Consider the following 21,862-nt stretch of genomic DNA (forward strand, 5'->3'; position numbering starts at 1 on the left):
TTTGCCGCTCGCTTCCTTCAGATTCCGCGTCACCACGGACACCCTTGCGTTAAGCTAACTGTTACTTCTGCCTTCACAGTTCGGGACTTACACCCTATAGATTACACCCATGCCAGGCGCACTAAAATAAAAAGCCGCCTACAACGGACGGCTCTTTTATTAGACAAATTACTAAATTTAAAAAGGGGGTTTCATTTAGTACAATAAACGTAGAGTATGAAGGTTTCATAACAAAATTGTAAAGAGAATGTTAAATTTCTCGATAAATAGGAATCATCACCCGCATACAAGTTCCTTTGCCAACAGTGCTTTCTACTTCTATTTTCCCTCGATGGGCTTCTACTAAATGTTTTACAATTGCAAGCCCTAATCCAGTGCCCCCTGAATTTCTGCTTCGTGCTTTATCAACGCGATAAAAACGCTCAAAAATGCGTGGAATTTCACTTTTCTCAATTCCAATTCCTTGATCTTCCACTTCCACAATTCCATAATGTTCATTTTCTTTCATGCGCAATGTTATGACCGTATGATTTGGGGAATAGGTAATACTGTTTGCAATGAGGTTTGTAAAGATTTGAATTAAGCGGTTTTCGTCCCCCAGCACCATCACATCTCGTTTAATATCAATATCAAACTCCATATTTTTATGATCCATTTTCGGGCTTGTTACTTCGACGGCACGTATTAACACATTTTTTAAACTTGTTGGGACTAATTTTACTGTATAGCCATGTTGTTCAATTTTCGATAAATCTAATAAGTCTTGTATTAACATTTGAAGTCGATTACTTTCTTGATAAATAATTTCTAAAAAGGATAGCAGCATTTTTTCATCTTTAAAAGCACCATCCAACAAAGTTTCAGAAAAACCTTTAATCGATGTAATCGGCGTTCTAAGTTCATGAGAAACATTCGCCACAAAGTCTTTTCGAATCTGTTCTAAACGAATCAGCTCAGTAATATCATGCATAACGATGACAATTCCTAACCAGCGACCGTGATCACCTACAACAGGTGCCCCATAAACTTGTTCATAAATTTTTTCGTTATTCATTTCAATCTCGATTTGTTGTCGAAAAGGAAGTTCCGTTAAAAATACATGGTCTATAAATTTCTCCAATTCCCTAGGAAGACCGAGAGTTAAAAAGTTTTTTCCCTTTACTTCATTTAATGATAAATTAAATTCTTCCAAAAAGTGTCCATTAACAATGGATACTGTCCCTTCCCTATCAATCATGATAAGTGCGCTACCCATGTTTTCAATTAACGTCTTCAAGCGCTCATCTTCTATTTCTCTCATTTTTTCAATTTCTTGAAGATTTCGCGCTAAAATATTAATGGAATTTCGCAATTCAATGATTGTCGCTGGTCCACTGGCATAAGTTCTTGCGCGATAATTCCCTTTAATCAATTCTCGTGCTGTTTCAGTCACATTTTCAATGGGGACAAGCAATTCTTTAATTAATCGATTTGCGATGTAGGCGATTAATAAAAATGCAAACGTTAATAAGATCGCTAAAATAAAGGCTAGCTGATACTTAATCTGTTCAATTTGTTCCTCTGTAAATGGAATATCGTTTTTCATAAAATAACTTTCCATATAGAAAGGAAATAGCTGACCTAGTACAATACCAAGGACAGCTATAATTGAACCCGTTAGCATAATAAAGATGAAAAACAATCGATTGCTTTGAGATTTCATTGTTTAGGCTCCTCAAATTTATAACCGATACCTCGCACCGTTTTGATAAACTTCGGTTTCCGGCTATTTTCTTCTATTTTATCCCGCAAATGACTTATATGAACATCGACAATACGTGTATCACCCGCAAAATCATAGTTCCAAACGGCACTCAACAATTGATCTCTAGTCAATACACGATTTTTATTTTCCACTAAGTATACAAGCAACTCAAATTCTTTAGGTGTAAATTCAAGTGGTTGATTGTCTAGAAAAGCTTCATAACGTTCTGGATAAACTTCTAATTTTCCAAAATGATAATATTTTTTTTCTTTCTTTTCTTCTTGAAAACTTGAATTGAAACGGCGCAACACAGCTTTGACCCTAGCAATTACTTCTCTAGGACTAAAAGGTTTTGTCATATAGTCGTCAGCACCTAATTCAAGTCCCAATACTTTATCAAATTCATCATCACGAGCCGTTAACATGATGATGGGGATATTTTTCTTTTGACTCCTTAATTCTTTACAAACTTCCATCCCGTCCATCGTCGGCAACATTAAATCTAATAGAATTAAATCCGGCAAGTGCTCAAGGGCCATATCAAGCCCTTCTTTGCCATCGTGAGCGAGCAACACTTCATACCCGATGCGTTCTAAATTATACTTTAGCAATGTAGCAATCGATACTTCATCTTCTACAACTAAAATTGTTTGATTTGTTGACATGATTAATCCTCCATATTGCCTGTGATTTGAAACCCCCATTTCAAATCAGTAATTTGTTTATATTGGAGGTAAAACTTTTAATATGCCATGTAAGACTTGTTGGTGACTTTTATTCATTGCATCTACTTGAATACTTACAATATTATTTTCGTAGTCAATGTGCTGGACTTCTAGCAGAAATTCGATTGTTTCATAATGATATACCGGTTCTAAGTATATAATATTTTGCTCGCGAATATGCGAACCTGGACCGGGTAAATGCTTAGAAATGGCACTTGTCACGATTCCATTCAACATAATCGTTGGGACAATTGGCTTTTTAAAAAATGTATCTTTTGCATATTCATGCTGAATATATAATGGATTATTATCATTTGTTAACCCTAAATATATAAGCAAGTCTTTATCTTCAATTGTTTCAACTAAGTGAATCCTTTCACCAACAGCAATTTCATCAATTTTCTTGCCAATCTTGGTTCTTGCCCCGTTTAGCAAATCGAAAAATTCCCCCTAATTGGTTACTTTAGTAACATAGTATCAGTTTTTTCAGAAAATAGCCACAATAAAAGGACACAAATTAAGATAAGGCTTTCATAACATTTCTTACAGATTCAGCGGATTTTTGTAATGCTTCTTTCTCTTCTTCCGTTAATTCTAACTCGAAAATTTTCTCCACACCATTAGCTCCAATCAAAGTTGGTACGCCTAAATAAATATCTTCAAAACCATATTCCCCTTCTAAATAAGCAATTGTTGGCAATATACGACGCTGATCTTTTATAATCGCTTCTGCCATTTCCACTAATGCAGCTGAAGGGGCATAATATGCCGAACCATTTCCTAATAAGTTGACAATTTCTCCTCCACCCACTCGAGTTCGTTGAACAATTTCTTCAAGTCGTTGTTTTGAAATCAACGTTTCAATAGGGATTCCACCTACGTAAGAATAACGAGTGAGCGGCACCATTGTATCTCCATGTCCTCCTAAAACAAAACCAGTGACATCTTTTACAGATACATTTAATTCCTCTGCCACAAAAGCACGGAATCGTGCTGTATCTAATATGCCAGATTGTCCCATAACTTTATTTTTCGGAAGACCGGATTCTTTATATGCTACATACGTCATAGCGTCAACTGGGTTCGTTAATACAATAATTGTTGGATCTGAAGAATACTTCATGATTTCTTTTGTTACCGATTTTACGACTTTTTGATTGATTTGTACTAAATCATCACGGCTCATTCCAGGTTTTCGTGCTACGCCTGCAGTGATGATGACTAAATCTGAATTAGCTGTTTTCTCGTAATTTGATGTCCCGATAACATAAGAGTCAAAACCTTGAATCGGTGCTGCTTCCCACATATCCAACGCCTTTCCTTTTGTTGGATTTTCTACTTCGGGAATATCGACTAATACAACATCTCCCAATTCTTTTTGTGCCAATAAAAAAGCTGTCGTAGCACCAGTAAATCCTGCTCCAATCACAGAAATCTTTTTTCTTTTTAAAGTCATGGATTACACCTCTTTCACAAAAATAATAAATAAAAAGGGTCGTCTCAATCTGTTAGTTGAGACGGCCCAATTCAATCCGATTACTCGGTAAGCCTAAATATACAATTCTACAAAAGATATATTATTCCTTCTAGAAACTTATCAAATTAAAGGTTTTTAATTAATTCATCTGCGAATTCAGAGCATTTAACTTCTGTCGCACCATCCATTAGACGTGCAAAGTCATAAGTAACTACTTTTGAAGCAATAGTTTTTTCAATTGATTTGATAATTAAATCTGCTGCTTCTTTCCAACCAAGGTGTTCAAACATTAACACACCAGAAAGAATTACAGATGAAGGGTTCACTTTGTCTAATCCAGCGTATTTTGGAGCAGTTCCGTGAGTAGCTTCAAAAATTGCGTGACCAGTTACATAGTTGATGTTTGCACCTGGAGCGATACCGATACCACCAACTTGTGCAGCTAATGCGTCAGAAATGTAGTCACCATTTAAGTTCATTGTAGCTACTACATCGAACTCTTTCGGACGAGTTAATACTTGTTGTAAGAAGATGTCAGCAATTGTATCTTTTACGATAATTTTACCAGCTGCTTCTGCTTCAGCTTGAGCTTCGTTTGCAGCTTCAACGCCTTTTTCAGCTTTAATGCGATCGTATTGATCCCAAGTGAATACTTTATCACCGAATTCACGTTCAGCTAATTCATAACCCCATTTTTTGAAGCCGCCTTCAGTGAATTTCATGATGTTACCTTTATGAACTAAAGTTACTGATTTGCGTCCTTCGCGAATAGCGTATTCAATAGCAGCACGAACTAGGCGCTCAGTACCTTCGATAGAGATTGGCTTAATACCAATTGCAGAACTTTCAGGGAAGCGGATTTTATTTACGCCAAATTCTTCTTGTAAGATGCTAATTAATTTTTTTGCATTCTCTGATTGAGCTTCGTATTCAATACCAGCATAAATATCTTCTGTGTTTTCACGGAAGATTACCATATCAACATGTTCAGGATGTTTTACAGGAGATGGAACACCTTCGAAGTAACGAACAGGACGTAAGCACACATATAAGTCAAGTTGTTGACGTAATGCTACGTTTAATGAACGAATTCCTCCGCCTACAGGAGTTGTAAGAGGACCTTTGATTGCAATTAAGTATTCGCTAATTTTATCTAAAGTTTCTTGTGGTAACCACTCACCAGTTTGATTGAATGCTTTCTCACCAGCAAGAACTTCCAACCATTGGATTTTTCTTTCGCCATTGTATGCTTTTTCAACAGCTGCATCAAATACACGTTGAGCTGCTGCCCAAATATCTGGTCCAGTACCATCTCCTTCAATGAAAGGAATAACAGGGTTGTTAGGTACTACTAATTTACCGTTTTCTACTGTAATTTTACCGTTAGTCATGTATGTTGCCTCCTATATTCATGAGTCTAGGACTGTGTCGTTTAACACAGTCCTAGTGTATTTTAGCATATTTTCTAAAAATTTTCTTATTAGATTAGAATAAAAAATTATCTTTCATCGATTGGAACGTATTGTTGACGTTGTGGTCCAACATATTCAGCACGAGGACGAATTAAGCGGTTATTTGCATATTGTTCAAGAATGTGAGCAAGCCATCCAGATGTACGAGATACTGCAAAGATTGGTGTGAATAGGTCATGCTCAATGTCTAGTGAGTCATACACTGATGCAGAGAAGAAGTCAACATTTGCTGGAAGACCTTTTTGTCCAACTACGATGTCATGAATTTTCACAGACATTTCGTATAATTCTGGTTTTCCTCTTAATGCTGTTAATTTTTCACTCATTACACGTAAATGTTTAGCACGTGGGTCTCCTTTGCGATATACGCGGTGACCGAATCCCATGATTTTTTCTTTGTTATTTAATTTGTTCATAATGTAAGGTTCTACGTTTTCGATTGAACCAATTTCAGTTAACATTTTCATTACTTGTTCGTTAGCTCCACCGTGAAGCGGCCCTTTTAATGCTCCGATTGCAGCAGTAATACCAGAGTAAACGTCAGAAAGTGTAGCGACACATACGCGCGCAGTAAATGTTGAAGCATTTAATTCGTGGTCCGCATGCAGAATTAATGCTTTATCAAATGCTTCTACTTCAATTGGCTCAGGATCTTTACCATGTAACATATATAAGAAGTTTGCTGCATATCCTAATTCAGGTTTTGGAGCAACAGGTTCTAAACCTTTACGTACACGAGCAAATGCTGTTACAATTGTCGAAATTTTTGCTTGAAGACGAATTGCTTTGCGATAGTTCGCTTCATCACTCATTACGTCAGCTTCTTCATCATACGCACTTAATAAAGAAACCGCTGTACGTAATGCAGCCATTGGATGAACTTTATCTAGAGGCATTGATTTAAATACATCGATAATTTGTTGAGGAATTTCAGCATTTTCAGCTAATTGTTTTTTAAGTTCTGCTAATTCTTCTTTATTTGGAAGACGTTGGTGCCATAATAGATAGATTACTTCTTCGAAAGTAGCATTTTCAGCCAAATCATCGATACTATAACCTACATATGTAAGTGTATCGTCGATTATTGAACTGATTTTTGATTCAGCTGCAATAATACCCTCTAAACCGCGTGTTGCTGTCATATAAAATCGCTCCCTCTCTTTAAATTTTAAAAAAATGTAAGTACTTATTGTAAGTGCTTTCTTTTTCTTCTATGACACTTACGATCGTTTCGCTCATAATGAACCTATTATTAAATCGCTTACATGGTTAATTATAATAAATTTTGACGGCTTTGTGAATAATTTTTCAAAAATAAAGAAAAAATCGTATTTTTAATAAAATCACCACTTAAACGAGAATAATTCCACGTTAACGAGATTATAATTACTTGGACTAGGGGTGATAAATTTGCAATTGAATAAATTTTCAACCTATTCGAATAAAAATGTAATTCAGTTGCTCGTGCTGATTTTATATTTTATTTTCCTTTGGCTCGTATTACCCATTTCATTAGCAATATTTTTTGCATATATGTTATATCCAATTATTCACTTTTGCCATCAGCGACTGAAACTACCATATATCATAAGTGCCATCATTATATCTTTATTAATCTTCCTATCAATTTATTCCTTCTTTTATATCACCATTCAAAGTATTATTGCCATTTATCCAGAAATAAAAATACAAGTAGATAATCTTCAATTATTTGATTCCGAATATTTAGTGGTATTAGAAAACATATTTAATGAGTCTTTATCGTATATCGATACTGCTATTATGAGTTTGGCTAGTTATTTGCAAGACTTTTTTCAATACATTTTTGAGCTCTTTATTTTTCTAGTGGCTTTCTTCTTTGCCTTGTTTGAATCAAGAAGAAATCGATACTGGTTTTTTATCTATGTGCCTAAACCATATCGTAAAGAATGGAAACAATATTTCTCCAAGGCGATGAACTTATTTAGCTATTTCTTATATGTAGAATTTCAGTTGTTCATTATTACCTTTTTCCTTCTTAGTATTGGACTGGCATTACTAAAATTTGAAAATCCAATAAACAAAGCCTTTCTAATCTCTTTTGCAGATGTATTGCCATTTTTCGGAATTGGGTTATTTCTCATTCCTATCGCCATATACTTTTTTGCAATTGGAGATAAGTTCGTAAGTTTAGCATTGGTTTTGCTTTATGTATTTATACAAATAACAAGGCAGCTAACTGAATCATTATTATGGGCATCCACTTTCCAATTGCGAACAGTCCACACATTTTTAATCAGCGCTGCCTCTATATTGTTGTTTGGGGTTTATGGTATATTGCTGAGTCCATTTATATTATTGATAGCTGTGAAAGTCAAACAAAAATCTATCGCTGGATAATAATCATCTCACTGTTTTTCATTTTTTTACGAATCCATTCTAAGATCATCGGTTTATAGAGACGTCTTGTCCATGGAAGAACCAAAGTAAAAGCAATTATATCCGTGAGAAATCCTGGTAATAAAAATAATACTCCTCCTAAAAATACGAGAAATGCATCGATCACCGCTTGTCCTGGGGGTTCTCCCCGTCGAATGCTATTCTGAATATTTTGTACGGATTCCAATCCTTGCTTTTTTGTTAACATCGCTCCAAATAAACTTGCTAATACAATTAATAACAATGTACTTAAGATGCCTAACCAATTACCGACGACAATGAAAATTGCAATCTCTATAAGAACAAACGCAATACATATGGAAAATAACTTTTTCAAATAATACCCTCCATTAGAGTAATTTTTTGACTACCATATATACGAAATTGCTAGGCTAAAAGTTTCAATTACAATAATATCGTAACAATAAATTGGGCTGTTAAAAAGTTTTCTACTTTTTAGACAGCCCAATTATGCTAATGCTTACAATACGCTTGCGTGACCTTTATAGATAACACCAGTTTCAGCATCCATTGTAATCTCTTGTCCATGTCGAATGATTGATGTTGCTTCTTTCACACCAACAATGACAGGGATGCCTAAGCTTAGACCAACGACAGCGGCATGGCTTGTTAAGCCACCTTCTTCAGTAATAATGCCCGCACATTTTTCAATTACCGACATCATTTCCCGATCGGTTCCAACCGTTACAAGGATACAACCTTCCGTATCATAAGCTTGTGCTTCTTCAGCATTTTTCACAACGATCGCTTTTCCAACGACAGATTGTTTACCAATTCCTTGTCCACGAGCTAATAAATCACCTATCACATGGACTTTCATTAAGTTCGTTGTTCCTGATTCTCCTACCGGCACTCCCGCAGTAATCACAACAATATCACCGTGATTTACATAACCATATTTCAACGCTTCATCCACAGCTAATTCTAAAATTTCATCCGTTGTCGTTACTTTATGTGTGACAATCGGATTAACGCCCCACACAAGCGTCAATTTTTGAGCAGTTGAAGGAGAATCTGTAATGGCGATAATCGGCACACCTGGACGGTATTTAGCAATCAATTTTGCTGTAACTCCGCTCGCAGTTGGTGCAAGCACCGCTTTAACACCTAAGTTAATTGAAGTGTATGAAACTGCTTGGGAAATGGCTTCGGTCATGGTTGTCTCTTTTTCACGACTTCTTGTTTGTACTATCGAACGATAATCCAGCGAGTTTTCTGTAAATACTGCAATTCTGTTCATCGTTTTCACAGATTCAACTGGATACTGACCAGCAGCTGTTTCTCCTGAAAGCATAATGGCATCTGTTCCATCAATGATTGCATTTGCCACGTCGCTTGCTTCCGCACGAGTCGGACGCGGATTTCGCTGCATAGAGTCTAACATTTGTGTAGCCGTGATGACAGGTTTTCCTACTTGATTGCACTTTTTAATTAATGCTTTTTGAACGAGCGGCACTTCTTCAGCAGGAATTTCCACTCCTAAATCTCCGCGAGCAACCATTAATCCATCAGAAACTTCAATAATTTCATCAATGTTATCTACGCCTTCTCGGTTTTCAATTTTAGGAATGATTTGAATGTGTCCGCCACCATTTTGTTCAAGCAATTCGCGTATTTCCAGCACATCTTTTGCTGTTCGCACGAAGGAAGCAGCGATAAAATCGACTCCTTGTTCAATTCCAAATAATATATCTTTCGCATCTTTCTCTGTAATGCCAGGTAGTTTTATTGAAACTCCAGGGACGTTCACACCTTTTTTATCTTTCAGCACTCCGGCATTTTCAACAATCGTATGAATTAATCCTTTATCGTAATCTTTCGCTAATACGCGCAATGCAATTAATCCGTCATCCAACAATATTGTATCGTTTTGATTTACATCATAAATTAATTTGTCATACGTAACGGAAAAACATGTTTCGTCTCCAAGAACTTCTGTCATTGAAATATCGATGACTTGTCCTGTTTTTAAGTGAACTTCCCCGTTTTTCATTGAATGTGTTCGAATTTCTGGACCTTTTGTATCAAGCAAAATTCCGACAATTTTATTTAATCGATTAGCTACATCTCGGATTGTTGCGATACGCATAGCATGTTCTTCATGTGTACCATGCGAAAAGTTAAGTCTCGCAACATTCATTCCGGCTTTAATAAGTTCTTCAAGAACTTCTGGAGATTCGCTTGCGGGTCCTATAGTACATACAATTTTTGTTTTTCTCATATACATTCTCTCCATTTTCTAGATTAAATTGAAAGTTCTTTTGATAAAGTATATAGACTAGTATCTGCTTTATGTTTTGCTGTAAAAATCTCCCGTAAATCATAATCGTAAACTTGATGATTTTTTATACCAACTGCACGACTAGTTTTCCCTTCCAACAATAATTCGACTGCTCGAGCACCTAGACGACTAGCCAATACCCGGTCAAATGCTGACGGTGATCCTCCCCGTTGAATATGCCCTAACACGGTAATCCTCGTTTCGATTCCAGCTTTTTCTTTTAGCATGTTTGCAAGTTTTGAGGCTGGCATAACTCCTTCTGCAACGATAATGATGCTATGTTTTTTATTTCGCGCTTCTCCACGCTTCATACGCGTAATAATATCATCTAAATCATACGGCTCCTCTGGTATAATAACAGATTCTGCACCGGCTGCAAGTCCCGACCATAAAGCAATGTCACCTGCATCTCTACCCATCACTTCTATAATAAAGGTATTTTCATGACTTGTTGCAGTATCACGAATTTTATCAATTGCACTGACAACTGTATTGAGTGCCGTATCAAAACCAATCGTAAATTCTGTACCAGCAATATCATTATCAATCGTTGCAGGAACACCAATACATGCTAATCCTAATTTCGTTAGCTCATAAGCTCCACGGAAAGAACCGTCGCCTCCAATTACTACTAAGCCTTCAATTCCAGCTTCTTTCATTTTTTCAATACCTTGCAGTTGATATTTCTTTTCTTTAAATTCTGGGCAACGGGATGAAAACAGCTTCGTTCCTCCTCGTTGAATAATCCCACCTACAGATCCTAAATCTAATAACTCCATTTTACCTTTTATAAAGCCTTCGTATCCATGGTATATTCCAAAGACTTCAACCCCATGATAATTGGCTTTTCGAACAACTGCACGAATTGCTGCATTCATGCCAGGTGAGTCACCGCCGCTCGTTAAAACACCTATTCTTTTCACCCTACTCCCTCCATTCAAATGCTCATAATGTAAACAATAACATAAAAAATTTCTATTGAAACTAGAAACTTTCATGTATTCCATTATTTATCATCGATAATAAAACTGTTCATGTAAAATGGAAAATGACAAAATCCTCACTATTGGATTTTGTCATTAGAAGGGTGGAAAGTCTAGTAATTTTATTGAACAATTTCTTCAATAAAATCTCCCATTTTCCGGAATTTATCGTAGCGATCTTGAATAATTTGCTCTTCCGACAATGCAGTTAATTGATCAAGCCCTTTTTTCAAATATTCCTTTAAGATTTTCGCTTGTGATACTGGGTCACGATGTGCTCCTCCTGGAACTTCAGGAATGATATCATCAATAATTCCCATTTCTTTTAAATCTTGAGCTGTAATTTTCATTGCCTCTGCTGCTTGTTTTGCAAGACTAGCATCCTTCCATAAAATTGAAGCAGCACCTTCTGGAGAAATAACGGAGTATGTGGAATTTTCCAACATATAGATGCGGTTCGTTACTCCTAATGCCAATGCACCGCCGCTACCACCTTCTCCAATTACTACACTAATAACAGGCACTTTTAAACCAGCCATTTCAAACAGATTTTTGGCGATTGCCTCACTTTGTCCACGCTCTTCTGCAGCTTTTCCTGGATAAGCGCCCTTTGTATCAATAAAACAAATAATTGGGCGTCTGAATTTCTCCGCCTGCTTCATTAAACGCAACGCTTTTCGATAACCTTCCGGATGGGGCATCCCGAAATTTCGTCGAATATTTTCCTTTGTTGCTTTACCACGTTGATGACCGATTACAGTAATCGGCTGGCCATCAAAAAAGGCAATTCCCCCAACAATCGCTTCATCATCAGCATAATAGCGATCACCATGGAGTTCAATAAAATCTGTAAAAATTTCTTTTATATAATCGAGGGTTGTTGGACGTTCTGGGTTTCGCGCTACTTGTACACGATTCCACGGTTCCATGTTCGAATAAATTTTAATTTCCAATTGGCGCAATCGTTCTTCCAATGTTTTAATTTCATCGGACATATCTACATCCGCATTTTTTGCCAGTTCCCTTAACTCATCAATTTTTTCTTTCAGTTTAATAATAGGTTCTTCAAATGACATCGGTTTAGACATGAGTTACTCCTCCTTTGCGGTGCAATTTCACGATTGTTGCCACTTTATCGCGCATCTCTTTTCGATGGAAAATAGCATCTAATTGACCATGTGCAAGTAAGAACTCTGCTGTTTGGAAGTCATCAGGCAACTTCTCACGCACCGTTTGCTCGATTACCCTTCTCCCAGCAAACCCAATAAGCGCTTTTGGCTCAGCAATATTGAGATCTCCTAGTGAGGCGAAGCTTGCCGATACTCCACCAGTAGTTGGATCAGTCATGATGGATAAGAAAAGCAAACCTTCGTCACTGTGACGTTTTAAAGCAACGCTCGTTTTGGCCATTTGCATTAAGGAAATAACTCCCTCTTGCATTCGTGCACCGCCGCTCGCAGTAAAGATAATGAATGGCACTTGCATTTCCGTAGCTTTTTCGATTGCACGGGTAATTTTTTCGCCAACAACAGATCCCATTGATCCCATGCGGAAATGAGAGTCCATCACAGCAACAACGACCTCTTCCCCTTTTAACGTCCCGCTTCCTGTTAAAACCGCTTCGGATAATCCTGTTTTCTTCATATCCGCTTCTACTTTTTCTATATATGATGGGAAGTTAAGAGGGTTTGTCGTGCGTAAGTGTTCATCAAACGGCGTAAATGATTCAACATCTAAAAAGGAGTCGATCCGTTCCCAAGCAGTCATTTTAAAATGATGGTCGCAATTTGGACAAACTTTTAAATTCGTTTCAATTTCTTTTGTTAAAAAGATTTTTCGGCATGATGGGCATTTCGTCATTAAATCTGCTGGAAATGAGCTTTCATTTTTAGAGTTTACAATAACCCCTTTTGTTTTTTTCCGATTTAAATTTAGCAAACTTTTTATTGCCACGATTTTTCCCCCTACTATATTTATTCTTCATGCGATTTTAAAAAATCTAACCATTCAGTATATGCCTCAAGAGCTTCTTTTTCATAACCAAGCTGCAAAGATTTTAATAGCCTTTGTAATATTGGCTTTTCTTCTTCCGTCGTCATTTTTTTTAACGCATTGGCACTATAAGCCACAAGTTGAATCCATATTCTAAGAGCTAAACGATTTTCTGATGCAATGAGAAGTTCACGTAAAATATGATCTCGAATTACTTCTGTTTCCAATTCAATTTTTAAAAATAAACTTTCCCAAACAGGAAGTTGTCTTAATCGTTTATCGGAACAAATAATTCGTATCGCTTCTCTTTCATGAATTTCCCGTGTTTTATGAACATCGCGTATTGATTGATTTTCTTGCAATATAAAAGTAGCTAGTAATTCAACTAATCGATATTGTTGAGAGGAAGCTAAAAAAGTACCACCGCCATGGCGGGTCTCAATAATTCCTAGCAATTCTAAACTTCGTAACGCTTCTCTTACCGAAGATCTACCAACGCCTAACTTTTCTGATAAAACTCTTTCCGAGGGGAGCTTATCACCAGGTTGAAGTTTATCAGCGATAATAATGTCTTTTAATTTACTAACAATTTCTAAAAAGACTTTTTTATTTTCTTGTTTCGTGTCCATGTTCACCTCAAAACGTTTTAACAACCCCTTATACCGATCGTTTACTAAAATACAGTAATCCCCAACATTATCATTTAAATCCTCACATAAAGTGGTCAGACCACTTTTGTACAGTTTACAAAATGTTTTCTACTTTGTAAAGAAAAAACTGTGCAAAATCGCACAGTTTTTGTAAATTCAAACAAAAATATCTCGCTATTGAACATTTCTTATCATTTTCACTTTTATTTGAGGCTGGTTGTAGCGATATTCTACATTACCTTCTAAATAGATTAGCACCTCTTCTTTTATCCATCCTAGGCATTCATTATATTGTTTCGGAAACAGAGTTGCTGAAACCGATCCATATTCATCTTGAATTTGAACAAACGCCATCAGTTCACCTTTTTTTGTGCGTATTTGACGAATGGACTCTACTATTCCTACAAGTTTTACTAAGGCGTTTTGCGGAAGACCATTCAACAGAAAACTATTTGTATTCACATGTAGTTTGTGGCGGATGTTTGTAACCGGATGTTCCGATAAATAAAATCCTATGACTTCCTTCTCGAATTCCAGTTTCATTTTATTTGGAATCGGCGCTGCTTCCATATATTTCGGTTTTCCAAATAGCGAGGTTTGTGAAGTAAATAAATCTTCTTCCTCTGTCGGCCGAACTATTTTTGCATGTTTTTCTGCTGCTTCAATCGTTGCAAGAAGCGTCGCTCGATCCTTTCCAAAATCGTCTAACGCACCTGCTTTAATCAATGGCTCTATCCATTTACGGGCGAAATAGTTACCGCTTAAGGAAACAGCCAAATCGAATATATCATGAAAATTACCTTGTTCTTTTCGAGCAGAAATTAATTTTTGTAAAAACGTTTGAGAAACGCCCTTGATTGCTGATAAGCTGTAGCGAATATTTCCATTTTCAACTGAAAATACCCGATTGCTTTGATGAAGGGAAGGCCGTAGTATCGATATACCTTTGCTTCTCGCCTCCATTATTAACGAGAATAATTTTTCTTGATTTCCTGTGGCAAAGGTCATCATGACAGCATAAAATTCCGCTGGATAATTTGCTTTCAAATAGGCCATCTGATAAGAAATCATGCTATATGCAACCGCGTGGCTTTTCGCAAAACCGTAATCTGCAAATCGCACAATTTGTTGATATACCGATTCTGCCACCTCTTTGCTATATCCTTTATGGATTGCGCCGTTGACAAAGGCTATCCTTTGCTCTTCCAATACCTCACGTTTTTTCTTGCTTACCGCTCTTCTCAATAAATCAGCCTGTCCTAGTGAGAATCCTGCTAGAATGTTGGCAATTTGCATAATCTGTTCTTGATATACTATGATGCCATACGTTTCTTTTAAAATTGGCTCTAAATCAGGGTGTGGCATCTCAACGGACTGTACCCCTTTTTTCCTGGCTGCATAAATCGGAATAAACTGCATTGGTCCAGGTCTATACAGAGCATTTACTGCAACAATATCGGAAAATTGTGTAGGTACAATTTCCCTCAAAGCACTCTTCATTCCCTCCGACTCCAGCTGGAATATGCCTGCTGTATCTCCTTTTTGCAACAATTCAAAGGTTTTATGATCATCCAATGGGATTTCATTTAAATCAATTTTCTCATTTCGAGCATAGTAAATCATTTTTTGAATTTGCTCAATCATTGTTAAGTTTCGTAAACCTAAAAAGTCCATTTTTAATAGACCTACTTGCTCCACTTCTTGCATAGGCCATTGTGTAATAAAAATCCCATCATGTCCCTTTTCAATCGGAACGACCTCAACTAAAGGAACTGGACTTAACACGACACCGGCTGCGTGAGTGGAAGCATTTCTAGGTAATCCCTCTAATTTTAACGCCGTTTCAAACCAACGTTTTCGAATAGACTCCTCTTCAATCCATCTTCTTAAAGGTTCACTTGTATGGTATGCTTCTTTTAATGTAATCCCTAATTTATTTGGAATGAGACGAGAAATCATTTCAAGGGTGTCAGATTCAAAGTTGAACATTCTCGCTACATCCCTAGCGACAGCCTTTGCCGATAGACTGCCAAAGGTGATAATTTGCGCTACATGCTTCTCCCCATATTTTTTTGCCACATACTGAATTACTTCCTGTCTTCTCGTATCGACAAAGTCAATATCGATATCAGGCATCGTTACTCGCTCAGGATTTAAAAATCGCTCAAATAATAATCCGTAACGAATCGGGTCGACTTGGGTAATGTATAAGCAATAAGCCACAAGTGAACCAGCTGAGGAGCCTCTCCCTGGTCCAGTTAAAATTTGCTGCCCGCGAGCAAAATTCATAAAATCTGCAACAATTAAGAAATAATCAGCAAAACCCATGGAACAAATAATTTCTAACTCATGATTTAATCGATGGATATAGATTTCATTTGGTGCATTCGTTTTTAACCGCTCTTTTAATCCCTTCAACGCTAACATTCTCAATACTTGTTCCGCACTTTGTCCTTGTTGTAAAGGAAATTTTGGCAGTATATGGCCTTTTTGAGCGATGTCTACTTGGCAACTCAAAAGCATATTTCTGCTCTCTTGCAGCCACTCTTCACGGTCATTAAACCAGTGGAGCCAATCATGTTTAGTAGGAGTATAATGTCGTTTGTAATTTTCATTGATTTGTACTTGTTCGCTTAATTTAACGCCCATTTCAATACTTCTTGCAACTCTATAACTAAAGGCATCTTCTCGATTTAAATATAGACATTCATGAATCGCCATGATAGGAATTTGCAATTTTTCACTCAGGTGAATGACTTCATTTTCAAAAGGAGACTTTTCTCCTTCAAGCCTTGAAATACCTAACCATATTCGCCCTTTGAATAACTTTTGCAACAGTTCGATGGAAGAGGGATGCTCTACCCATTTGGCATCATCACTTATAATTGGAATTACGACGGCAATACCGTTAGAGTATCCTTTTAGCCACTGAATTGGCAATAACTCATCATCTCTAATGGCAATGCTGCTAGATATCTTCAGTAGGTTTTTATATCCATCGTTGTTTTGTGCGTATATTAGAAGGGGAAGAACGATGTGATCAAACTGCACTCGAGCAGTAAGACCTATAACCGGATGAATACCTGCATTTTTTAATCCATGGTAAAAAGGCAAAAGCCCGTACAATTTTGTATTGACGATTGCACAAGCTTCTGCCTTTTGTTCAATTAAAAAAGGGATGAGTTCTTCCATACGAATCGTACTCTTTAATAAATCTGCACTTGTTCGTACTTGTGGATAAATGGACAATCTGCATCCCTCCTGTATTTATTGATATTCTTTACAAAGTTGTTTTAAATCTGCAATTACTTGGTCTACTTCTTCCCATGAATAAGCAGTTGCGCCAGAAGCTAGAGGATGTCCACCTCCATGGTATTTTTTGGCGAGTTCATTGACAATTGGACCTTTTGAACGCAGTCGCACTCGAATCTCATGAGGTTCTTCAACAAAGAACGCCCATGCCCGAACACCTTTAATATTACTTAGTGACCCTACTAAAGAAGAAGTTTCGGAAGTAGTGACTTTGTATTCTTCAAGTAGTTCTTTTGGTAGTTTAATATATGCAGCGCCATTTTCGTCCATAGTAAAGTTTTGATATACATATCCTTGCAATTTTAATAGGTTTGGATCCATTTCATACATGCCATTAAAGATTTCGTTGCGATTGAACTGATAATTAACTAATTGCCCTGCAACTTCAAAGGTTTTAGTAGTTGTGCTAGGATATAAAAATCTCCCTGTATCTCCCACAATGCCTGCAAAAAGAAATTTCGCACATTCTTCAGACATTTTCCATCCTTTGTATTCTCGACCTTCTTCATACAATTCGTAGATTAATTCGCTACAGGAACTGGATTCCGTATCAACCCATACTAAATCTCCGTATGCATCATCGTTGGGATGGTGATCGATTTTTACGAGAAAATTTCCATTAGAATATCGATCATCATCAATTCTCTCAGTATTTGCAGTATCCGTTACGATGACAAGAGCCCCTTTATATTCTTCATCGGAAACTTCATCAGGATGAGCCAAGTAGGATAATAATTCATCATGCGTACCAACTGCATACACTTTTTTATTGGGATAATTATCTTTAATTAATGTTTTTAAACCGAATTGTGAACCGTATGCATCAGGATCCGGACGGATATGTCGATGAATAATAACTGTATCATATTGTTCAATAGTATCAATAATTCGTCGCTTCAAATTGGTACCCTCCAAAGTTATTGAAAAATTTTTTAATATATTAGCATTTTTATAAAAAAATCGTTACAATAATTTTAGTTTGTTTAGGAGGTTCTGAAAATGTTAAATGCGTTATTTGTAACTTTCATCATCGTTTCATTTGCCGCCTATTTTTACTATAAAACGAAACAATTTCGTACTTCATTGCCGATACAAAAAAAATGGTATAAAGCGAAAGCCGGTGTTGCTTTAGGTCTTTTCGTTATATTTTTTGGTTTAAATACCTTTATTATTCAAGATACATTATTAGGTAATATAGTTGGTGTTGTTTTCGTTGTTGTCGGACTAATGGAATCTTATCACAGTTATAAACGTGCAAAACATGAAGGAAAATTTGTTCAACAAGAATATGAATTAAATAAGCAATAATCGATTTATGAAAAAGTTGTCCAATTTCTTTTGGACAACCTTTTTCATTTACTAACGATCTAACAGCTGGAAAGTAGCCATCGCTTTTCCAACAAGCGCTTCTTCGTGATAAACATCAAAATCCATTTTTACGAATTTTCTACTCATATCTAATATATGTGGAACAACTTTTAACACATTATCCATTTGAATTGGTTTAATATAATGGGTTGCAATGTTTTCTACTACCGCATCTCCACGTTTTCGTCTTTTTAGTGCAATTAATCCAACTTCCGTCAACAATGTTGTAAAGGCACCATAAGATATCGCACCATACTGGTTTGTCATTTGAGGCGTTACTGTAAATTCAACTATTACTTCTTCCTCACCAAGTACTTTCATTTCACTTTTTACGATGTCATCAATCGTTTCACCATGTTGCGGTTGATGTTGGGACGTTTGCAATGCCTTTAATACATCTTGACGGCTGATTACACCTTGTAAATATCCATCATCATCCACGACAGGAAGTAAATCAATCCCTTCCCAAACCATTCGGTGGCCTGCTGAAGCAACACTTGTTTTCATTGACACGGAAATCGGTTGTTTTGTCATTACCTTATCAATTAATTCATTTTCATCTTTCCCAATCACGTCTTTAGCAGTGACAATCCCCACTAATTTATTATTTTTTGAAACAACCGGGAATGCTCCGTGCGTTGTGTGGGCATTTAATGCATGAAAATCAGCAACCGATTGTCCGACATTTAATTTTGCTGTATCTTCCAAACGTACATAAATATCTTCTATTAGCAAAATATCTTTTTTAATGAGTTGGTCATAAATGGCACGGTTAATCATCGTTGCTACTGTAAATGTATCATAACTAGATGAGATGATTGGCAACTCCAGTTCATCCGCGAGTCTTTTATTTTCTTCTGTCGTATCAAATCCACCTGTAATTAATACTGCTGCACCAGTTTTTAAAGCGTTGTGATGAGCTTTAAAACGGTTACCAACAATTAAAAGACTTCCAGGGTCGGTATAGCGCATCATATCTTCTAATTGCATTGCACCGATGACAAATTTATTCAACGTTTTATGCAACCCAGCTTTTCCACCGAGCACTTGTCCATCTACGATATTGACGATTTCCGCGAAAGTTAGACGTTCAATATTCTCCTTCTTTTTCTTTTCAATTCGAATCGTTCCTACGCGTTCAATGGAACTCACCAAACTTCGATTTTCTGCCTCTTTAATTGCTCGATATGCCGTACCTTCGCTTACTTGCATTTCTTTTGCAATTTGTCGGACAGATATTTTTTCGCCAATAGGAAGTGACTCGATATATTGCAATATTTTTTCATGTTTTGTGGACATCGATATCACCTATTTTCATCGTACTTTCTCCTCCCATAGTGTAACATATTTTCAATTATGTATAGAAAAAAATCGAGAAAGTAGTCATGGATATTTTACAATAATCGACAAAATCTCCATAACTCACTTTCTCTATTGCTATTCATTTAAAAAACTTTTTGATTTTATGTTTTATAAGTTTAAGGCAATTCTACTTTTTGCCCTGCTTCTAAAATTTGAACTTTACTATTTTTCACCAACTTCGCAAAGTCATTCGGATCTTGTTTGATGAGTGGGAACGTATTGTAATGAATTGGTACAACCGTTTTAGGTCTTAATAATTCCACTGCATATGCCGCATCTTCAGGGCCCATTGTAAAGTTATCACCAATCGGTAAAAAGGCAACATCAATTTCATTTCGGTCACCAATTAATTTCATATCACCAAATAACGCTGTATCGCCTGCATGATAAATTGTTAAACCTTCCGCGTAGAACAAGATTCCACCAGGGTTTCCTGCATTAACAACTTCTGTTTCAGTTTCATAAGTAGAACCGTGGAAAGCAAGCGTATATTTTACTTTACCAAATGGAAATTCATAAGCTCCTCCAACTCCCATTGGATGGGCATTGACACCTTGTTTTTGTAAATATACTGCCAACTCATTTAGCGCCACTACTTGCGAATTGTTCGCTTTCGCCAGCGCTATCGTATCTCCAACATGGTCATTATGACCGTGTGTCAATAAAATCACATCTGGCTTTTCTTCCTCAACTTTTAAATCAGTTAAAGGGTTTCCTGTAATAAACGGGTCAATTAAAATCGTTGTGCCATTTGTTTTAATTTTTACGACGGAATGACCATGGTAAGAAATTTCCATTATGTTTCCCCCTTTAAATAAATAAAATTTCATCATTTATATTTCTACAAAACCTTCTTTTTTCCTTCTTTTTGCTATACTAATACTGTTATATTTCCTTTTATGTAATATATAAACCAAACTTGGAGGAACGTCTAATGAGCAAAATGATAAATATCCAATCTTACTTAAAGGAGCAGGAAATTGATATAGCCTTCGTTACAAATCCAGATAATGTATTTTATTTTTCAGGGTTTAAAAGTAATCCCCACGAAAGATTACTAGGTATTTCGATTTTTCAAAATGCAGACCCATTCATCATATGTCCGAAAATGGAAATCTCTGATGTGAAATCTTCGGGTTGGTCATTTGATATTGTTGGTCATAGTGATACCGATCAACCATGGAATATATTAGCTAACGAAATACATTCTCGTACGAAACATATTTCAACAATTGCTATTGAAAAAGGGCATTTAACAGTTGAACGATTTGAAGCTCTACAAGCCTTCTTCCCTAATGCTCGTTTTGTTCCAATTGATAATCAAATAAACGAGCTTCGGGTAATTAAAGATAAAGAAGAACTGGATAAATTAAGAAAAGCCGCTGAATTAGCCGATTATGCAATTGATGTCGGTGTAAAGGCCATCAAGGAAGGTATTACTGAACTAGAAATTGTTCACATTATTGAAAGTGCTATTAAGGAAAAAGGTTATTCCATGTCCTTCGAAACGACTGTATTATCTGGTCCAAAAGCTGCATCTCCACACGGTACTCCAGGAAATCGCACCATTCAAAAAGGCGACTTTGTGTTGTTTGATTTAGGGGTAATTTACGAAGGATACTGTTCCGATATCACTCGCACCGTTGCATTCGGGGGAATTAACGAAGAACAAAGAAAGATTTATGAAACAGTAAAAAAATCAAACGAAGAATCCATCAAATCAGTGAAACCTGGAATTCGCTGCATGGATTTAGATAAAATTTCCCGGGATATAATTTCTGATGCAGGATATGGTGAATATTATACTCACCGATTAGGCCATGGTCTTGGCATTTCAGTACACGAATTCCCATCAATTACTGGAACAAATGAAATGAAATTAAAACCAGGCATGGTATTTACAATTGAACCTGGCATTTACAAATCCGATGTGGCTGGAGTTCGTATAGAAGATGATGTTGTCGTAACGGAAAATGGTGTTGAAGTCCTAACGAAATATCCAAAAGAATTAATCATTATCCAATAATTGAAAGAGCTTCTCAACGTCTATTAGACAT

General features: G+C 36.5%; 19 protein-coding genes. 3 read left to right on the forward strand and 16 right to left on the reverse strand.

Annotation, left to right across the window (positions count from 1 at the left end; translation table 11 throughout):
• Nucleotides 1-250: 250 nt before the first annotated feature.
• The 6 genes from pnpS to citZ form a co-directional block, all read right to left on the reverse strand.
• On the reverse strand, nt 251-1,702 hold the full coding sequence (pnpS, locus tag HF990_RS02245) for a two-component system histidine kinase PnpS (RefSeq protein WP_168411911.1): 1,452 nt from the start codon (nt 1,700-1,702) through the stop codon (nt 251-253).
• Complete coding sequence (locus tag HF990_RS02250; protein ID WP_168411912.1) at nt 1,699-2,409, reverse strand: response regulator transcription factor; 711 nt, start codon at nt 2,407-2,409, stop codon at nt 1,699-1,701. The genes pnpS and HF990_RS02250 overlap by 4 nt, the downstream gene beginning before the upstream one ends.
• A 57-nt stretch (nt 2,410-2,466) precedes the next feature.
• Nucleotides 2,467-2,904: a MaoC/PaaZ C-terminal domain-containing protein gene (locus HF990_RS02255; RefSeq protein ID WP_096551495.1), complete on the reverse strand. Its 438-nt coding sequence runs from the start codon at nt 2,902-2,904 to the stop codon at nt 2,467-2,469.
• 82 nt (nt 2,905-2,986) lie between these two features.
• Nucleotides 2,987-3,925, reverse strand: a complete 939-nt coding sequence (gene mdh, locus HF990_RS02260; protein WP_168411913.1) for a malate dehydrogenase — start codon at nt 3,923-3,925, stop codon at nt 2,987-2,989.
• Between the two features lie 146 nt (nt 3,926-4,071).
• The gene (gene icd, locus HF990_RS02265; RefSeq protein ID WP_016837131.1) at nt 4,072-5,337 is read right to left on the reverse strand and encodes an NADP-dependent isocitrate dehydrogenase; all 1,266 of its coding nucleotides are present in this window, start codon (nt 5,335-5,337) and stop codon (nt 4,072-4,074) included.
• Between the two features lie 107 nt (nt 5,338-5,444).
• Nucleotides 5,445-6,560, reverse strand: coding sequence for a citrate synthase (citZ, locus tag HF990_RS02270; RefSeq protein ID WP_016837130.1), 1,116 nt, complete (start codon nt 6,558-6,560; stop codon nt 5,445-5,447).
• Nucleotides 6,561-6,819: 259 nt separating this feature from the next.
• Here citZ and HF990_RS02275 point away from each other — a divergent pair, with 259 nt between their 5' ends.
• Nucleotides 6,820-7,797 (forward strand): AI-2E family transporter, encoded by a 978-nt coding sequence (locus tag HF990_RS02275; RefSeq protein ID WP_409373607.1) that lies wholly within the window; start codon nt 6,820-6,822, stop codon nt 7,795-7,797.
• Here HF990_RS02275 and HF990_RS02280 read toward each other — a convergent pair.
• From HF990_RS02280 to HF990_RS02315, 8 genes are all read right to left on the reverse strand, one after another.
• A complete protein-coding gene (locus HF990_RS02280; protein WP_016837128.1) occupies nt 7,784-8,173 on the reverse strand; it encodes an FxsA family protein in 390 nt (129 codons plus the stop codon). The genes HF990_RS02275 and HF990_RS02280 overlap by 14 nt on opposite strands.
• 144 nt (nt 8,174-8,317) lie before the next feature.
• On the reverse strand, nt 8,318-10,078 hold the full coding sequence (gene pyk / locus HF990_RS02285; protein ID WP_016837127.1) for a pyruvate kinase: 1,761 nt from the start codon (nt 10,076-10,078) through the stop codon (nt 8,318-8,320).
• A 23-nt stretch (nt 10,079-10,101) separates the two neighbouring features.
• Nucleotides 10,102-11,061 carry a 6-phosphofructokinase gene (gene pfkA, locus HF990_RS02290; RefSeq protein ID WP_168411914.1) on the reverse strand — a complete coding sequence of 320 codons (960 nt, stop codon included), beginning with the start codon at nt 11,059-11,061 and terminating at the stop codon, nt 10,102-10,104.
• Nucleotides 11,062-11,243: 182 nt separating this feature from the next.
• The gene (gene accA, locus HF990_RS02295) at nt 11,244-12,209 is read right to left on the reverse strand and encodes an acetyl-CoA carboxylase carboxyl transferase subunit alpha (RefSeq protein ID WP_016837125.1); all 966 of its coding nucleotides are present in this window, start codon (nt 12,207-12,209) and stop codon (nt 11,244-11,246) included.
• Nucleotides 12,202-13,074, reverse strand: a complete 873-nt coding sequence (gene accD / locus HF990_RS02300) for an acetyl-CoA carboxylase, carboxyltransferase subunit beta (RefSeq protein WP_016837124.1) — start codon at nt 13,072-13,074, stop codon at nt 12,202-12,204. Before accD ends, accA begins: the two co-directional genes overlap by 8 nt.
• Nucleotides 13,075-13,094: 20 nt before the next feature.
• Nucleotides 13,095-13,742 (reverse strand): FadR/GntR family transcriptional regulator, encoded by a 648-nt coding sequence (locus HF990_RS02305; RefSeq protein ID WP_016837123.1) that lies wholly within the window; start codon nt 13,740-13,742, stop codon nt 13,095-13,097.
• 195 nt (nt 13,743-13,937) lie between these two features.
• Nucleotides 13,938-17,012, reverse strand: coding sequence for a DNA polymerase III subunit alpha (gene dnaE / locus HF990_RS02310; protein WP_168411915.1), 3,075 nt, complete (start codon nt 17,010-17,012; stop codon nt 13,938-13,940).
• Nucleotides 17,013-17,030: 18 nt separating this feature from the next.
• Nucleotides 17,031-17,975: a DHH family phosphoesterase gene (locus tag HF990_RS02315; protein WP_016837121.1), complete on the reverse strand. Its 945-nt coding sequence runs from the start codon at nt 17,973-17,975 to the stop codon at nt 17,031-17,033.
• 99 nt (nt 17,976-18,074) lie between these two features.
• Here HF990_RS02315 and HF990_RS02320 point away from each other — a divergent pair, with 99 nt between their 5' ends.
• Nucleotides 18,075-18,383 (forward strand): YtpI family protein, encoded by a 309-nt coding sequence (locus tag HF990_RS02320; protein WP_016837120.1) that lies wholly within the window; start codon nt 18,075-18,077, stop codon nt 18,381-18,383.
• Between the two features lie 51 nt (nt 18,384-18,434).
• Here the strand turns inward: HF990_RS02320 and HF990_RS02325 are convergent, their stop codons facing one another.
• Together HF990_RS02325 and HF990_RS02330 are read right to left on the reverse strand one after the other, a co-directional pair.
• Nucleotides 18,435-19,742, reverse strand: coding sequence for a DRTGG domain-containing protein (locus HF990_RS02325; protein ID WP_168411916.1), 1,308 nt, complete (start codon nt 19,740-19,742; stop codon nt 18,435-18,437).
• 179 nt (nt 19,743-19,921) lie between these two features.
• Nucleotides 19,922-20,602, reverse strand: coding sequence for a metal-dependent hydrolase (locus tag HF990_RS02330; protein WP_016837118.1), 681 nt, complete (start codon nt 20,600-20,602; stop codon nt 19,922-19,924).
• Between the two features lie 137 nt (nt 20,603-20,739).
• Between HF990_RS02330 and HF990_RS02335 the strand changes: the two genes are divergently transcribed.
• A complete protein-coding gene (locus HF990_RS02335) occupies nt 20,740-21,831 on the forward strand; it encodes a M24 family metallopeptidase (RefSeq protein WP_016837117.1) in 1,092 nt (363 codons plus the stop codon).
• Nucleotides 21,832-21,862 lie beyond the last annotated feature (31 nt).

Origin of the sequence: Ureibacillus thermosphaericus (assembly GCF_012396605.1) — a bacterium.
In the GTDB taxonomy this organism is placed as follows: Bacteria; Bacillota; Bacilli; order Bacillales_A; family Planococcaceae; genus Ureibacillus; species Ureibacillus thermosphaericus.

Excerpts from the sequence above, each read along its gene's own strand:
- pnpS (WP_168411911.1), bottom strand. The coding sequence starts at position 1,702 with ATGAAATCTCAAAGCAATCGATTGTTTTTCATCTTTATTATGCTAACG.
- HF990_RS02250 (WP_168411912.1), bottom strand. The coding sequence starts at position 2,409 with ATGTCAACAAATCAAACAATTTTAGTTGTAGAAGATGAAGTATCGATT.
- mdh (WP_168411913.1), bottom strand. The coding sequence starts at position 3,925 with ATGACTTTAAAAAGAAAAAAGATTTCTGTGATTGGAGCAGGATTTACT.
- icd (WP_016837131.1), bottom strand. The coding sequence starts at position 5,337 with ATGACTAACGGTAAAATTACAGTAGAAAACGGTAAATTAGTAGTACCT.
- citZ (WP_016837130.1), bottom strand. The coding sequence starts at position 6,560 with ATGACAGCAACACGCGGTTTAGAGGGTATTATTGCAGCTGAATCAAAA.
- pyk (WP_016837127.1), bottom strand. The coding sequence starts at position 10,078 with ATGAGAAAAACAAAAATTGTATGTACTATAGGACCCGCAAGCGAATCT.
- accA (WP_016837125.1), bottom strand. The coding sequence starts at position 12,209 with ATGTCTAAACCGATGTCATTTGAAGAACCTATTATTAAACTGAAAGAA.
- HF990_RS02305 (WP_016837123.1), bottom strand. The coding sequence starts at position 13,742 with ATGGACACGAAACAAGAAAATAAAAAAGTCTTTTTAGAAATTGTTAGT.
- HF990_RS02320 (WP_016837120.1), top strand. The coding sequence starts at position 18,075 with ATGTTAAATGCGTTATTTGTAACTTTCATCATCGTTTCATTTGCCGCC.
- HF990_RS02325 (WP_168411916.1), bottom strand. The coding sequence starts at position 19,742 with ATGTCCACAAAACATGAAAAAATATTGCAATATATCGAGTCACTTCCT.
- HF990_RS02330 (WP_016837118.1), bottom strand. The coding sequence starts at position 20,602 with ATGGAAATTTCTTACCATGGTCATTCCGTCGTAAAAATTAAAACAAAT.
- HF990_RS02335 (WP_016837117.1), top strand. The coding sequence starts at position 20,740 with ATGAGCAAAATGATAAATATCCAATCTTACTTAAAGGAGCAGGAAATT.